Source organism: Mesorhizobium sp. M0960 (assembly GCF_040319055.1).
Lineage (GTDB): Bacteria > Pseudomonadota > Alphaproteobacteria > Rhizobiales > Rhizobiaceae > Mesorhizobium.
Genome location: NZ_JAMYNN010000002.1, coordinates 584,500 through 598,758, shown reverse-complemented (window position 1 = coordinate 598,758; position 14,259 = coordinate 584,500). Strand labels below are relative to the sequence as shown.

17 protein-coding genes are annotated in these 14,259 nt (G+C 64.7%); 8 read left to right on the top strand and 9 right to left on the bottom strand.

The genetic code is table 11. The annotated features are described in order from the left end of the window. Positions 1 to 17: 17 nt before the first annotated feature. From NKH63_RS07975 to NKH63_RS07965, 3 genes are all read left to right on the top strand, one after another. On the top strand, positions 18 to 995 hold the full coding sequence (locus NKH63_RS07975; protein WP_502896313.1) for an ABC transporter permease subunit: 978 nt from the start codon (positions 18 to 20) through the stop codon (positions 993 to 995). 85 nt (positions 996 to 1,080) lie between these two features. Beyond that, positions 1,081 to 2,019, top strand: coding sequence for an ABC transporter substrate-binding protein (locus NKH63_RS07970; RefSeq protein ID WP_023721388.1), 939 nt, complete (start codon positions 1,081 to 1,083; stop codon positions 2,017 to 2,019). Between the two features lie 117 nt (positions 2,020 to 2,136). Continuing rightward, positions 2,137 to 3,030: a sugar phosphate isomerase/epimerase family protein gene (locus NKH63_RS07965; RefSeq protein WP_023721387.1), complete on the top strand. Its 894-nt coding sequence runs from the start codon at positions 2,137 to 2,139 to the stop codon at positions 3,028 to 3,030. Positions 3,031 to 3,073: 43 nt separating this feature from the next. On the opposite strand, the gene NKH63_RS07960 is transcribed toward NKH63_RS07965, so the two are convergent. Beyond that, positions 3,074 to 3,529 carry a Crp/Fnr family transcriptional regulator gene (locus NKH63_RS07960; protein ID WP_023680480.1) on the bottom strand — a complete coding sequence of 152 codons (456 nt, stop codon included), beginning with the start codon at positions 3,527 to 3,529 and terminating at the stop codon, positions 3,074 to 3,076. A gap of 195 nt (positions 3,530 to 3,724) precedes the next feature. After that, positions 3,725 to 4,408: a response regulator transcription factor gene (locus NKH63_RS07955; protein ID WP_023721386.1), complete on the bottom strand. Its 684-nt coding sequence runs from the start codon at positions 4,406 to 4,408 to the stop codon at positions 3,725 to 3,727. Positions 4,409 to 4,552: 144 nt separating this feature from the next. Here NKH63_RS07955 and NKH63_RS07950 point away from each other — a divergent pair, with 144 nt between their 5' ends. Next, on the top strand, positions 4,553 to 5,089 hold the full coding sequence (locus NKH63_RS07950) for a L,D-transpeptidase family protein (protein WP_245278686.1): 537 nt from the start codon (positions 4,553 to 4,555) through the stop codon (positions 5,087 to 5,089). A 139-nt stretch (positions 5,090 to 5,228) separates the two neighbouring features. Here NKH63_RS07950 and NKH63_RS07945 read toward each other — a convergent pair whose 3' ends face one another. Beyond that, entirely contained in the window at positions 5,229 to 5,474 is a 246-nt protein-coding gene (locus NKH63_RS07945; protein ID WP_023721384.1) for a hypothetical protein, read from the bottom strand. Positions 5,475 to 5,636: 162 nt separating this feature from the next. Between NKH63_RS07945 and gcvA the strand changes: the two genes are divergently transcribed. Then, positions 5,637 to 6,557: a transcriptional regulator GcvA gene (gcvA, locus tag NKH63_RS07940; RefSeq protein ID WP_352917793.1), complete on the top strand. Its 921-nt coding sequence runs from the start codon at positions 5,637 to 5,639 to the stop codon at positions 6,555 to 6,557. A 3-nt stretch (positions 6,558 to 6,560) separates the two neighbouring features. On the opposite strand, the gene NKH63_RS07935 is transcribed toward gcvA, so the two are convergent. The 6 genes from NKH63_RS07935 to tsaD form a co-directional block, all read right to left on the bottom strand. Further along, positions 6,561 to 6,980, bottom strand: coding sequence for a DUF1761 domain-containing protein (locus NKH63_RS07935; protein ID WP_352917792.1), 420 nt, complete (start codon positions 6,978 to 6,980; stop codon positions 6,561 to 6,563). 48 nt (positions 6,981 to 7,028) lie between these two features. Beyond that, positions 7,029 to 7,685, bottom strand: a complete 657-nt coding sequence (locus NKH63_RS07930; RefSeq protein WP_023721381.1) for a class I SAM-dependent methyltransferase — start codon at positions 7,683 to 7,685, stop codon at positions 7,029 to 7,031. Then, entirely contained in the window at positions 7,682 to 8,107 is a 426-nt protein-coding gene (locus NKH63_RS07925; RefSeq protein ID WP_352494080.1) for an EVE domain-containing protein, read from the bottom strand. The genes NKH63_RS07930 and NKH63_RS07925 overlap by 4 nt, the downstream gene beginning before the upstream one ends. A gap of 135 nt (positions 8,108 to 8,242) precedes the next feature. After that, positions 8,243 to 8,539: a YciI-like protein gene (locus tag NKH63_RS07920; RefSeq protein WP_023721379.1), complete on the bottom strand. Its 297-nt coding sequence runs from the start codon at positions 8,537 to 8,539 to the stop codon at positions 8,243 to 8,245. 26 nt (positions 8,540 to 8,565) lie between these two features. Next, on the bottom strand, positions 8,566 to 9,567 hold the full coding sequence (locus NKH63_RS07915) for an NAD(P)H-dependent glycerol-3-phosphate dehydrogenase (protein WP_352917791.1): 1,002 nt from the start codon (positions 9,565 to 9,567) through the stop codon (positions 8,566 to 8,568). 11 nt (positions 9,568 to 9,578) lie between these two features. Continuing rightward, positions 9,579 to 10,664: a tRNA (adenosine(37)-N6)-threonylcarbamoyltransferase complex transferase subunit TsaD gene (gene tsaD / locus NKH63_RS07910; protein ID WP_352588416.1), complete on the bottom strand. Its 1,086-nt coding sequence runs from the start codon at positions 10,662 to 10,664 to the stop codon at positions 9,579 to 9,581. Between the two features lie 106 nt (positions 10,665 to 10,770). Here tsaD and hemC point away from each other — a divergent pair, with 106 nt between their 5' ends. The 3 genes from hemC to NKH63_RS07895 all read left to right on the top strand — a co-directional run bounded on the left by hemC (position 10,771) and on the right by NKH63_RS07895 (position 14,258). Beyond that, positions 10,771 to 11,697, top strand: coding sequence for a hydroxymethylbilane synthase (gene hemC / locus NKH63_RS07905; RefSeq protein ID WP_023721376.1), 927 nt, complete (start codon positions 10,771 to 10,773; stop codon positions 11,695 to 11,697). A 1-nt stretch (position 11,698) separates the two neighbouring features. Then, on the top strand, positions 11,699 to 12,415 hold the full coding sequence (locus NKH63_RS07900; RefSeq protein ID WP_023721375.1) for a uroporphyrinogen-III synthase: 717 nt from the start codon (positions 11,699 to 11,701) through the stop codon (positions 12,413 to 12,415). 337 nt (positions 12,416 to 12,752) lie between these two features. Continuing rightward, the gene (locus NKH63_RS07895) at positions 12,753 to 14,258 is read left to right on the top strand and encodes a COG4223 family protein (protein ID WP_352917790.1); all 1,506 of its coding nucleotides are present in this window, start codon (positions 12,753 to 12,755) and stop codon (positions 14,256 to 14,258) included. Position 14,259: the final 1 nt, after the last annotated feature.

The following is a 14,259-nucleotide window of genomic DNA, read 5'->3' as shown; positions in this document are numbered from 1 at the left end:
ACAAGGTGGCCGATACGATGAAAGCGGACGACCGGGCGGTCGGCAGGAGCACAAGGTGGCGCACCGCCATCGCTGCGCTCGGCATGCTGCCGATCCTGATTCTGCTGGCGGTCGGCTTCCAGTTCATCAACCCGCGCTTTTTCACCCAGACCAATCTGCTGATCGTCATGCAGCAATCGTCGATCAACATCGTGTTGGCGGCCGGCATGACCTTCGTCATCCTGACCGGCGGCATCGACCTGTCCGTCGGCTCGATCCTTGCCGCCTCGGCGATGGTGGCGGTGATGGTGTCGCTGGTGCCCGATTGGGGACTGCTGGGCGTGCCGGCGGCCATTCTCGTCGGGCTCGGCTTCGGCGTCATCAACGGCCTGCTGATCGCCTACATCAAGCTGCCGCCCTTCATCGTCACGCTGGGATCACTGACCGCCGTGCGCGGCGTCGCCCGGTTGCTTGGCCAGGACACGACGGTGTTCAACTCGGACCTGCCGTTCGACTTCATCGGCAACGGTTCGCTGTTCGGCGTTCCATGGCTGGTCATCATCGCGCTGGCGGTCGTGGTGCTGTCCTGGCTGGTGCTCAAGCGCACCGTGCTTGGCACCTGGATCTACGCCGTCGGCGGCAACGCCGAGGCCGCCAGACTGACCGGCATCAAGGTGCCGCTGGTGCTGCTCTTCGTCTACGGCGTTTCCGGCCTTCTGGCCGGCCTTGGCGGCGCCATGTCGGCGGCCCGGCTCTATGCCGCCAACGGGCTGCAGCTCGGCCAGTCCTACGAACTCGACGCCATTGCCGCGGTCATCCTCGGCGGCACCAGCTTCGTCGGCGGCGTCGGCTCGATCTGGGGCACGCTGATCGGCGGCCTGATCATCGCCGTGCTGTCAAATGGGCTCATCCTCGCCGGTGTTTCCGACATCTGGCAGTACATCATCAAGGGATTGGTCATCATCGTGGCGGTCGCCCTCGACCGTTACCGGCTCCAGGCAGGAGCAAGAACGTGATGGCCCTTAGTCGCCGGCGTCCATCGAGCCGGTTTCATGTGTAACGCACCGTGAGAGGCGCGGGCATCAGGAGGAAAATAAAACAATGAAGATCATCGCTAAACTGCTCTGCGGCGTCGCCCTTGCAGCCGCCGTCATCGCGCCGGCATCGGCCAAGGACCTGAACAAGGTCGGCATCTCGGTCGGCCTGCTCGGCAACCCGTTCTTCGTCGCAACCATCAAGGGCATCGAGGACGCGGCCAAGAAAATCAACCCGAATGTGCAGGTGACATCGGTATCGGCCGACTACGATCTCAACAAGCAGGTCTCGCAGGTCGATTCCTTCATCGCCGCCGGCGTCGACGTCATCATGCTCAATGCCGTCGATGCCAAGGCGATCGCACCGGCGGTTAAGAAGGCACAGGCGGCCGGCATCGTCGTTGCCGCTTTTGACGTTTCGGCGCCGGGCGCCGATGTCACCGTGATGACCAACAATGTCAAGGCCGGCGAAGAGGCGTGCCAGTATCTGGTCGACCATACCGGCGGCAAGGGCGACTACGTCATCCTCAACGGCCCGGCCTCGTCGTCGATCCTGGAGAGGGTCAAGGGCTGCAAGGACGTGCTGGCAAAACACCCCGACATCAAGGTCCTTTCAGACGACCAGAACGCCGAAGGCTCACGTGACGGCGGCTTGAAAGTGTTCCAGTCGCTGCTGACCCGTTTCGACAAGATCGACGCGGTGTTCGCCATCAACGATCCGACGGCGATCGGCGCCCAGCTTGCGGCCAAGCAGCTCAACCGCTCGGAGTTCATCTTCACGGCGGTCGACGGCGCGCCCGATATCGAGAAGGAACTCGCTTCCGGCACGTCGATGATCAAGGCCTCGGCCTCGCAGGATCCCTATGTGATGGCCGGCCAGTCGCTGACGATGGCGGCTGACCTGCTTGCCGGCAAGAAGCCGGCCGAGCCGACGGTGCTGCTCGACCCGAAGCTGATCACGGCCGACAATTTGAAGGATTACAAGGGCTGGACCGCAGCTCGCTAAACCTCCCAAGCCTGGTGCGGCCGGGATGACCGGCCGCACCTTTTTTGTCTGAGCAACGGATTGCCAAACACCGATTTGGACTTGGGTCCGCTACTGCTGGAATAACCGGAGACAATCATGTCGCGCATCGGAATCCACTCATTCGTCTGGTCGGCGAGCTCGACGCAGAGCGATCTCGAGCGGACGCTGGCCAACACCAGCGAAGCCGGCTTCGACCTGATCGAATTCTCCTATCTCGACCCCGCCAATGTCGACATTGACGGCTTGGCCAAGCGGATAGCCGATCTCGGCCTCGGCGTCGCGATCAGCATCGGACTGCCGGCCGACGGCGATATTTCGAGCGCCGACAAAACGATTGCGGCGCACGGCGTCGAAATCCTGAAACGTACGATCGCGCTGACTCGCGATCTCGGCGGCCAGAAGGTTGCCGGCATCCTCAGCACCAGCCACGGTTTGCAGAGCGAGGCGCCGACGCGCGACCAGTGGAACCGCAGCGCCGGCACGCTTGCCGAGGTGGCGGAGACGGCAAAGTCAGCCGGCGTCACCCTCAACCTCGAGATCGTCAACCGCTTCGAAAGCAACCTGCTCAACACCGCCGCGCAAGGCATGGCCTTTCTCGAGGACAGCGGCTCCGACAACATCTTCCTGCATCTCGACACGTTCCACATGAACATCGAGGAGGCCGATGTCGGATTGGCCATCCGCAACGCCGCAAAGAAAATCGGCTATGTCCATATCGGCGAGAGCCATCGCGGCTTCCTCGGCACCGGCAATATCGATTTCGCCGGGATATTCGATGCGCTGACCGCTATCGGCTACAGCGACGACCTCAGCTTCGAATCCTTCTCGTCGGAAATCGTCGACGAGAACCTGTCGCGGAAAACCGCGATCTGGCGCAATCTGTGGACCGACAATATGGAGCTGGCCAAACATGCGCGCCGCTTCATTGCGCTCGGACTGGAGACGGCGCGGCGCAAGGCGGAGCTTGTTTCCGCAACGCACCGGCCTTGAGAACTCGCAAATTCCGAAATCTGGTTAAACCAGAGGCGCTACATTAGCCGGCAAAACGCGGCCCAAGTTCCTCGATCCGGCGGATCATCGCCTGGAAATCCTCCAATATGCGCTGGTGCAAGTGAACCGCCAGCTCCGGGTATTCCTCGAGGATGCGGCGGAACATCTTGCGGCTGAGCCGCAGCACTTCCGAATCGATTTCGGCGGAGGCGCTGGTCAGCCGGTTGGTGTCGGCGATCAGCGCCAGTTCGCTGAGTATGGTGCCGGGACCGGCGGTGCCGATCGGGATGCGCTCCCCGTCGTGCTCGCGATAGAGCACGATGCGGCCGCTGACCACGATGTAGGCCGAATCAGCTTCGTCGTCCTCGCGATAAAGCTTGTGGTCGGCTTTCAGCATGGTGGTTTCGGCGCCGAAGGCGAGCAGACGCAGCTGTTCCTGCGTAAAGCCCTCGAAGAGCCTCACGGTGGACAGGATGCGGATGTCGTCATCCAGCGCCATCTAGCTATGTCCCCGAACCGTCAGTCCCACTCCTCCCTAGAGCGCCGCGCGTCCCCCGGACGCGCAAGGCGTTTCAAAAATCGGTTCCGCTCCTTGGACCCGATGCCTCCGCGAGTTCGATCCAGACCCACCTCCAGCTCAGGACCGTACCCGAAAAGCGCCCCGCCCGGATCGCTTATTTGAATAATGAAATGTTTAAGGAACCAGCTTGTAGCCGCCGCTTTCTGTCACGAGAATTTCCGCGTTGGAAGGATCGCGCTCGATCTTCTGGCGCAGCCGGTAGACGTGGGTTTCGAGCGTATGCGTGGTGACGCCGGAATTGTAGCCCCAGACTTCCTCCAGCAGCACGTCGCGGGTCACCACCTTCTGGTCGGCGCGGTAGAGATATTTGATGATCGAGGCTTCCTTTTCGGTCAGCCGCACCTTGGCGCCGCGCGGGTCGATCAGAAGCTTCTGGCTGGGCTTGAACGTGTAGGGGCCGACCGAGAAAGTGGCGTCCTCGCTCTGCTCGTGCTGGCGCAGCTGGGCGCGAATGCGGGCCAGCAGCACGGCAAAGCGGAACGGCTTGGTCACATAGTCGTTGGCGCCGGCCTCGAGACCAAGGATCGTGTCGGAATCGGTGTCGTGGCCGGTCAGCATGATGATCGGCGCCTTGTAGCCGCCCTTGCGCAATATCTTCACCGCCTCGCGGCCATCCATGTCGGGCAGGCCGACATCCATGATGAGCAGGTCGATAAGCCCGCCGCGCGCCGCGGCGACGCCTTTGGCGGCGGTCGCTTCCTGCAGGACATCGAATTCCTCATAAAGCGACAATTGCTCGACAAGGGTGCCGCGCAGGTCGTCATCGTCGTCGACGATCAGAATGGTGCGTGAAGTCATGGATCAATCCGTTGTTTTGAAAAGAGATTTCAGTTGACCGCTGCCTGTTTATGCGGAAGCTGACCGGCACAACAGCCGTTCACAGTGATTTGTTCCGTGGCACGATCATACAAGAAAAAACACGATCGCAATGCAGTCGGCGCAATTTTGCCGAAAGGGCTTACCGTGCTCACCGTGCGCGCGCGGCCCGGCCATGCCAGCCAGGGCTTTCTACAGGCCGGCAAACTCGTGTTTCCATGTGCGCTGGGGCATGGCGGCATCTCGGCCGGCAAGCGCGAGGGCGATGGCGCCACGCCGCTCGCCTCGATGCGGATATTGTCGGGATATTTTCGCGGCGACCGTTTTTCCAGCGGCCGCCGGACGCGGCTGGCGATGACGCCGATCGGCCGCGACCTCGGCTGGTGCGAAGTGCCTGGGGACCGCAACTACAACCGCCCGGTCAAAATCCCCTATGGCGCCAGCCATGAGCGGATGCAGCGGGCCGACGATCTCTACGATGCTTGCCTAGTGCTGGACTGGAACATTGTGCCGCGCCGGCGCGGGCGCGGCAGCGCCATCTTCTTCCACCTGGCGCGCCCCGGCTTCACGCCGACGCAAGGCTGCGTCGCGGTAACAGCCCGCACCATGGCACGGCTGCTGCCGCTGCTGTCGGAGCGGACGGTGGTGAGGGTGGTAAGGTAAGGGAATAGGGGAATAAGGGAGTAGGGGAATAGGGCAGTAAAAGTAGAGACAGGGCGGGCGCGCCGCTTAGCTCCCCTACTCCCCTACTCCCCTACTCCCCTACTCCCCTACTCCCCTACTCCTCTACTCCCCTACTCCCCTACTCCCCTACTCCCCTACTCCTTTGCCACCCTATGTCGAGAAGGCCGAGCCGGCCGAGTTCGCGGTCCATGGCGCGTGCGATGTCCTTGCGTTCGCTACCGATGTCGCGCAGCTGGCGATCGGAGAGATCCTCGACATTCTCGTAGGGAAGATTGGCCGCGATTCTCGCGTGCCGAAGCCAGTCGAGCACGGCGCGCAGCCAGGCCGGGCGGAGGGTTACAGAGCGCAAGGCGATATCAGACATGGTGCAATCCGCTTCTCCGGACATCAAATCCGGTTTGATGTTTCTTCGATACTCAAATCATGGCGGATTGAAATTCAAACAGGAAACGAGTAGTTTTTTCTACATCTTCAAGTTTTGTTTGAGGATTGGAATGCTCGACCGAACTCTCCTCGTCTGGCACTGATGGCGCGCCTGCTGCCTGGAACCCGTGCGCTGCGGACGCTGGAGGCAGCGGCCCGGCACCTCAATTTCACCCGCGCCGCCGACGAGCTCGGCCTGACGCCGGCGGCGGTCAGCCACCAGATCAAGGAAATCGAGGATCAGCTCGGCATCATGCTGTTCACACGCACCAGCCGCACAATTCGGCTCACCGAGGCGGGTGCGGTGCTGTTCGAGGCCTCGACCGACGCGCTCGACCTGCTTGGCCGCGCGGTCTCACGGGCGCAGAAGACGGCGCGCGGATCGGCGCTGCTGAAGGTCACCCTCGATGCGCAATTCGCGACGAAGTGGCTGATGCGGCGCGTCGACGATTTTCGCAAACAGCATCCGGCAATCGAGCTGCGCTTCGATATCAGCTATGAGGTGCGCGATTTCGACCGCGACGATGTCGATGTCGGCATCCGTTTCGGCACCGGCAAGTATCCGGGGCTTCGCTCGCACCGGCTGTTCGAAAACGTCATCATCCCCGTCTGCAGCCCGGCCTTGCTGCGGTCAGGGCCGCCGCTCAAGGAGCCGCGCGACCTGTTTCATCACACGCTGGCCCATATCGACTGGTCACGCCAGGGCGTCACCTGGCCGAACTGGAGCATGTGGATGGCGGCTGCGGGCGTCGACGATTTCGACGACAGCCGGACCATCGTGTTCGGCAATTCGACGGATGCCGTGCAGGCCGCGCTCGACGGCAACGCGGTTGCGCTCGCCGATTTCGCCATGGTGGCAAACGACCTTTCGGAAGGCCGGCTGATCCGGCCGTTCGAACTCGGCATCAAGGTCGCGCCCGAGTTCGCCTATTTCCTGGTCTATCCCGAAAATGCGGCGAACGATCCACGCATCGTCGCCTTTCGCGATTGGCTTCTCGAGGAAGTCGGCAAGACCCCAACCTAAAGGTCAGCCTGTCGCCGCCGCGCCGAACCAGCCGATCACCGCGCCGATGAGAAGCATCACGCCGAGCCAATGGCCGACATCGATGAGCGTCAGATCCCAGCCGAAACCTTCGTAGCGATGGTTGACCGAAAGCGTCGTGGCGACGAACCCCAGCCAGAGAACGAAGGCGAAGATCACCCCGGCAAGCAGGCTCGGTTCGCCGCCGGTCACGGCGCCGATGATCAGCGACATGACCAGCGCCATGACAAGCTCCGCGACGAAGGAGACGACGAAGGGCAGCATCGACTTGCTCATCGTCGCCGGATCAAGCTTGGCGGCCTTCAGCCACGGCTTGCTCAAGCCCATATACCAGGCCGCGCCGAACAGCCACGCCACCACGGCGGCGACGATTACCGCCAGCCAATTGATTGCTGAAAAATCCATGATTCCCTCCGGTCGATTGCGCGATGGAACGCCTGTTCGGCGATGCCGTCAAGCAAGGCACCAGACGGTGGTGCGCTTGACCTCGGCGTCCTCCAGCGCGCGGGTCACCGCCACTTCGTAGACGGCAAGCGGTTCCAGCCCGGTCTTCGGCAGATAGGAGCGGCCGGGATCGCCGACGAGGATGTCGGCGCCGCGCGCCTTCAACGCTGCGAACCACGGCATCAGCCTGTCGGCGAAAGCTTTGTCGTAGAAGACGTCGCCGGCCAGCACCAGATCCCAGCCCGCATCGGTGCCGATGCAGTCGCCGGCGAGGAATTCTATCTCGACGCCATTGGCCTCGGCATTGAGGCGGACCGCGGTCGCGCAGAACGGGTCGATGTCGGCGGCGATCACCTCGGCAGATCCGGCCTTCACTGCTGCAATGGCGACAAGGCCGGAGCCGGAGGCGAAGTCGAGCACGCGCCTGCCGCGCACCGCCGCCGGATTGTCGAGGATGTAGCGGGCAAGGCCTTGGCCGCCGGCCCAGGCGAAGGCCCAGAAGGGCGGCGGCAGGCCGATTTCGGTCAGCTCGTCCTCGGTCCGCTGCCACAATTCATGCGCCTCGTCGGCCAGCTGCAGGCGTATCTCCGGCACATGCGGCGGCGCCATCAGCGCCGTGTTGTCGAGGATGAATTTCTTGGCGCTGTCCGGCGTCAGCGCCGTCATGGCGCCGGCGTCAGTCCGCTCATGCGGCAGACCTCCTGCCATTCGGCAGGCGTCACCGGCTGCACGGACAGCCGCCCGAGCCGCACCAGCGCCATGTCGGCCAGCTTTGGATTGGCCTTGGCCTGTTCCAGCGTCACCGGCTTCGGCATGTCCTTGAAGGCGCGGATATCGACGCACTCCCAGCGGGGATCGTCGGTCGTGCTGTCCTGATGGGCCAGAGCGCAGATTTCGGCGATGCCGACTATGTCGAGCCCATCATTGGAATGGTAGAAAAAGCCGAGATCGCCGATCTGCATCGCCTTCATGTTGTTGCGCGCCGCATAATTGCGCACGCCGTCCCATTGCGTGCCGGCCTTGCCCTTGGCCTTGAGGTCCTCGAAGGAGAAGACCGAGGGTTCGGATTTGAACAGCCAGTAGTTCATTGTCTTGCTCCTCCTCAGGTGCCGTCGCGACTAAAAGCGCGTCGCGTTCGACCGGCGTCATGCGACGCGCTTCAGGTTCTTGTTTTATGCATGTCGTTATCACAAAACCGCTGCACACTTTTGCGCGACATGCATTTAGATACCCGCCGGTTTGTTGAAGCTCCAGTTCCACTGCCGGATTTCGACGCTTTCGAACAGCCCTGCCTTGGTATAGGGATCGGCCGCCGACAGGGCTTTTGCCGCAGCCAGATCGGGCGCCTCGACAACGGCGAGAGTGCCGTTCGGCTTGCCGTCTGCGTCGAGGAACGGGCCGGCGAAGGCCAATTTCTTGTCACCGTTCAGCCCTTCCAGGAAGGCAAGGTGCTTAGGCCGCGTATCGAGCCGCACCTGCAGGCTTCCTGGCTTGTCCTTGCAAATCAACGCAAACAGCATCTTTACATCTCCGCAATCGTTCGGGATTACATGTCGGTTTCGGTTTTGAGCGGCCTGGTCATCAACGCCGACACAGCCTGGTCTATGGTGACGGTGCCGTCCAGTATGGCGGCGACGGCGGCGATGATCGGCGCGTCGATCCGGCGCTCGCCGGCGATGCGGGCGGCGATCGCCGCCGTCGGCACGCCTTCAGCCAGAGGCAGGCCGGCAAGCGGCTTGCCTTGCCCGAGCGCCAGCCCATAGGCGAAATTGCGCGACTGGGCGGACGAGCAGGTGAGCAGCAGGTCGCCGAGGCCGGAAAGCCCCATCAGCGTCTCCGGCTTTGCGCCGAAGGCGGCACCGATGCGGCGCAATTCGACGAAGCCGCGCGTCACCATTGCGGCCTGGGCGCTGGCGCCGAGCCCGGCGCCGGTGACGGCACCCGCGGTGATGGCAAAGACGTTCTTCAGCGCGCCGCCGATCTCGACGCCGATTAGGTCGTCGCTCGAATAACAGCGCAGGTTTTCAGCCGAAAAACGGGCGGCAAGGTCGGCGGCCAGGGCCTCGTCACGGGCGGCGACCACCACGGCCGTCGGCAGGCCCCTGGCGACGTCGGTGGCAAAGCTTGGGCCCGACAGGGCGGCGACCGGATTTGCCGGCAGGATTTCCTCGGCAATGGACGACAGCAGCGCGCCGGTGTCGCGCTCGATGCCTTTGGCGCAGAGCACCAGCGGCACGCCTTTCGGCACATGGCTGGACGCGGCCGTCAGCATGGCGCGCAACGATTGCGCCGGCGCCACCGCCAGCACGCAGTCGGCGTCGGCGAGAGCCAGTTTGATGTCACTTGTCGCCGCGATGCCGGGATCGAGCGCGATGCCGGGCAGATAGCGCGGATTTTCGCCACGGTCGATCGCCGCGACGGTCTCCGGGTCGCGCGCATAGAGGCGGACGAAATGACCGGCGCGCAGCATGGCCAGCGCCAGCGCCGTGCCCCAGGCGCCGCCGCCGAGCACGGCGACACGCCAGCCGGTGCTGGCTTTGCGCGTCATGGCTTTGCTCGTCACGCCTTGGCCCCGCGCCGGCCAGAGCCGACCATCGGGGCCGAGACGCTGTCCAGCGGCCAGCGCGAGCGCGGCACGAAATCGGCGGCGTTTTCGCCTGATATGCCGGCGCGCAGGCGCTCGATGCCGGCCCAGGCGATCATCGCCGCATTGTCGGTGCAGAGGTTAAGCGGCGGGGCGACGAAGCTGAACCCGGCCTGCTCGCACAGCGCTTGCAATGTCGCCTTGATCGTCCGGTTGGCGGCGACGCCGCCGGCGACAACCAGCGCAGGCTCAGCCTTGTCCGGGAATTGCTGACGGAACCTGGTCAGCGCCCGCGAAACACGGTCGCCGAGCGCATCCGCCACCGCCGCCTGGAACGAGGCGCAGATATCGGCGACGTCCTGGTCGCTCAGCGGGGCAATCGCGGTTGCCGCCTGGCGCACCGCGGTCTTGAGGCCGGAGAAGGAAAAATCGGGCTGCACCGAGCCCTTCATCGGGCGCGGAAACGCAAAACGGGCCGCGTCGCCATTTGCCGCCGCCTTCTCGACATTCGGTCCGCCGGGATAGGGCAGGCCGAGCATCTTAGCCGTCTTGTCGAAGGCTTCGCCAAGCGCATCGTCGATGGTCGTCGCCCAGCGCTGGTAGTCGCCAACGCCGCGCACGGCGACGATCTGGGTATGGCCGCCGGAGACCAGCAGCAAGAGGTAGGGAAAGTCGAGCCCGTCGGTCAGCCTGGCGGTGAGCGCGTGGCCTTCGAGATGGTTGATGGCGATCAGCGGTTTTTTGGCTGCCGCGGCGATGGCTTTTGCCGTCATCAGGCCGACGATCAGTCCGCCGACAAGACCGGGACCGGCGGTGGCAGCAATCGCATCGATGTCGGCGAGATCGACGCCGGAATCAGCAAGCGCTGCCTCGATGATGCCGTCCAGCGCCTCGACATGGGCACGCGCGGCGATCTCCGGCACGACGCCGCCGAAAGCGGCATGCTCCTCGATCTGGCTGAGCACGATGTTCGACAGGATTTGGGGCGCGCTGCGATCGTCCAGCGCCACCACGCTGGCGGCGGTCTCGTCGCAACTCGTCTCGATGCCCAGAACGCGGATCAATTCGTCGCTGTCTCCAAGGATTGTACGGCCTGCCTTTCCCCGATAGGAGAAAGCCGGGAAGACGGACCTCGATCCTGCCGGGGGTTATCACGGACGGCGCGCCATGCAAACAACCTTGAAAATCGGAACACGCGGCAGCCCGCTGGCATTGGCGCAGGCGCATGAAACGCAGGCGCGGCTGATGACGGCGCATGGCATGCCGGCCGAGGCGTTCGAGGTGGTCGTCATCTCGACCAGCGGCGATCGCATCCAGGACCGGCCGCTGTCGGAAGCTGGCGGCAAGGGCCTGTTCACCAAGGAGATCGAGGAGGCGTTGCTGGCGCGGCGCATCGACATCGCCGTGCATTCGTCGAAGGACATGCCTACGCTGTTGCCCGAGGGGCTGGAACTGGCCGCCTTCCTGCCGCGCGAGGACGCACGCGATGCCTTCATCGGCAAGGCGGCGCGAACGATTGCCGGCCTGCCGCAAGGCGCCAGGGTCGGCTCGTCGTCGCTCAGGCGCCAGGCACTGATCCGGCGGATGCGGCCGGACATCGACGTGGTGATGTTTCGCGGCAATGTGCAGACGCGGCTGCGCAAGCTCGACGAAGGCATCGCCGACGGCACCATCCTCGCCTATGCCGGGCTGAAGCGGCTCGGGCTCGAAAATGTCGTCACCGACCTGATGCCGCTCGACGTCTTTCCGCCGGCGCCGGGGCAAGGCGCGATCTGTATCGAGAGCCGCATCGGCGACCGCGACGTGGAAGCGATGCTGGCGGCAATCCACGACGTGCCGACCGGCCAGGCGCTGGCCTGCGAGCGCGCCTTCCTGGCGGCGCTCGACGGCTCCTGCCGCACCCCGATCGCCGGCCATGCGACGATATCCGGCGCAACGGTTTCCTTTGCCGGGCTGATCATCTCGCCCGATGGCACGCAGTCGCATGAAGTCAGGCTGGAAGGGCCAGCGCAGGAGGCGGCGCGCATTGGCGCGGAAGCCGCCGCGACCGTTCGGGCCAAAGCCGGCGAAACATTCTTCGACGGCTGGACCTGACATGCTCCGCGTCCTGGTGACGAGACCCGAACCGGGCGCCTTGCGCACGGCGCGCCGGCTTGCGGATGCCGGCTTTCAGCCGATCCTGCTGCCGCTGACCGAAACGGTGGCGCTGCCCGTCGACGTCGGCGCGGTCGCCGATGCGGCTGCGGCGGTCGCGGCCACCAGTGCCAACGGCGTTCGCCATGCGCCGAAAGAGGTCATCGCGGCGCTCGCCGGCTTGCCGTGCCACACCGTCGGCAGGAAGACGGCGGAAGCCGCCCGCGCGGCCGGGTTTCTGTCGGTCAGCGAAGGCCCAGGGAATGCCGAGGCGCTGGCCGATGCGCTTGCTGGTGGTTACGCGGGCCAGACGATCGTCTATCTCTGCGGGCGGGTGCGCTTTCCGGGCTTCGAGGAGCGGCTGCAGGCGGCGGGCGCTCAGGTCCGCGCCGTCGAGACCTACGACACCGTTGTGCTGGATTACTCCGACGAGGCCGTGCTTGCGCGCCTGTCCGCCCGGCCGGTCGAGGCGGTGCTGCTCTATTCGGCCAAGGCGGCCATGGCGATGCAGGCCCTGGCTAGCCGGCCGGCGGTGCGCGGTTTTTTTGAAGAGACGCGCTTTTTCGCATTGTCGGGACGTATTGCCGCGGCCTTGGATGATGCCGCTGGCGAAAGGATCCGGATTGCGCCTGAGCCCAGCGAAGATGCCTTGCTGGGGCTTTTGCAGGCGCGGCGCTGACCGGCATCCGCCTGTTCCGGACGTTGGCATACCTCCTGCGGGCTCCTGAAACATTCCGCAGCTAAGCTGGGGCGATTGTCCGCGACACAGCTATTTTGTTCTTGCTTTGTGCCGGCAGCTATGCTAGAAAATCACTTATGGTGCTGATTCGCCCCAACGACCCGCCGCCGAGGCGGGTTTTTCATTTCTGGTTCCGCATGCCGTGTCCCAAAACCGCTGCGGCGTTTTGCCAAAACTGAACTCCAAGCCGTGGCGTCATCACGCCGCCCCTTTTCACCGCTTGGTGATGTGCTAGACCCTTCAAACCATCCCGAAGCGAATTTTGCGGAGCCCGAGCATGGTCAAGACGCCGAAGATGCGGCATTCCAAGAGCCGCCGTGAGCCGGTGACCATCGATCTCGAGCCCGGCGCCGTCTCGCGAGTCGCCGACGAACAGGATGCCAGCTCGCAGCAGCCGGCCGCGGCGCAGACCTACGAGGCGCGGGCCGAGGAAGCGGCGAACGCATCGCAGCCGGAGCCGCCTGAGGAGCCGGTGCATGCCGACCAGACCGATCTCGAACCATGGGAACATGCCGACGCAGCCGCGCGGGCCGGCACGCAAGAGCCGACGGACGCAGGCGCCGATTCTGCCAGGGAAGCGGAAATCCCTTATCCGGCCGGTTCGGATGCGCCGGTCGGTCGCTTCACGGCTTCCGACTACAGTTTCGAAGATGCACCCAGCGGAACCGGGGCCAACGAACCGAGGATACCAGGTTCCGGCGAGAAGACAGCTGAGACGAGGGACGACCATATGGCAGCGCAGCCGAAGCGGAGCGGCATCAACGGCATCGCCGCCGGTATTGTCGGCGGCGTCATCGCGCTGGCCGCCGCCGGCGGGCTGCAATTTGCCGGCCTGCTCGGGGCGCCGGGGTCGGGCGGCGTGTCGCTCGACCCCGTCAATAGTGAGATCGCTTCGCTGAAACGCGAGGTCGCGGACCTCAGACAGGCCGACGCCAACAATGACGCATCAGCCAAGGTGGACGGGCTGTCGTCGGCGCTGGATCAGGTCAGGGCGGACGTCACGGCGCTCAAATCGGCGGTCGAGCAAGGCGGCGCCGGCGACAATGCCGGGCTGGCCGCACTTGGCGACAAGGTCCGGCAGATCGAGACGGCGGTCGCGGGCCTCGGCAAGGCCGGCGGCACGGCGCCGGTCGATCTCGGGCCGCTCAACGAAAGGCTGGCCGCGCTCGACGCGCTGGTGAAATCGGCCGGCGAGACGGCAAAGGCGCAGGAAGGCCGGCTTGCGGCGCTGGAACAGTCGGTTTCACAGCTCTCGGGCAAGGTCGATGCACAGGCTTCGCAGCCGAAGATCGCGCTGGCCATTGCCGCCTCGGCGCTCAAGGCAGCGCTCGACCGCGGTGCGCCGTTCGCGACCGAACTCGAAACCTTTGCCGCGATCTCACCCGATGCACCCGAGATCGCGACGCTGCGCGCTTATGCCGAAAAGGGCGTCCCAACGCGCGCCGAGATCGCCGCCGAAGCGGACGCCACCGCCAACGCCATGGTCGCTGCCGCGACGCCTGTCGACCAGAATGCCGGCATCCTGCAAAAGCTGCTGTCGAGCGCCGAATCGCTGGTCAAGGTCAGGCCGATCGGTGCGGTCGAGGGCGCCGGCGCCCCGGAAACCGTCGCCCGCATGGAGGTCGCCGTCAATCAGGGCGACTACGCCAAGGCGCTCAGCGAATACGAAACGCTGCCTGAAGCGGCCAAGGCCGCCGGCGCCGACTTTGCCGGCAAACTGAAAGCGCGGATGGAGGTCGAGACGCAGATCGATTCGCTCATCGCTGGCGCGATGAAGGCGTGAG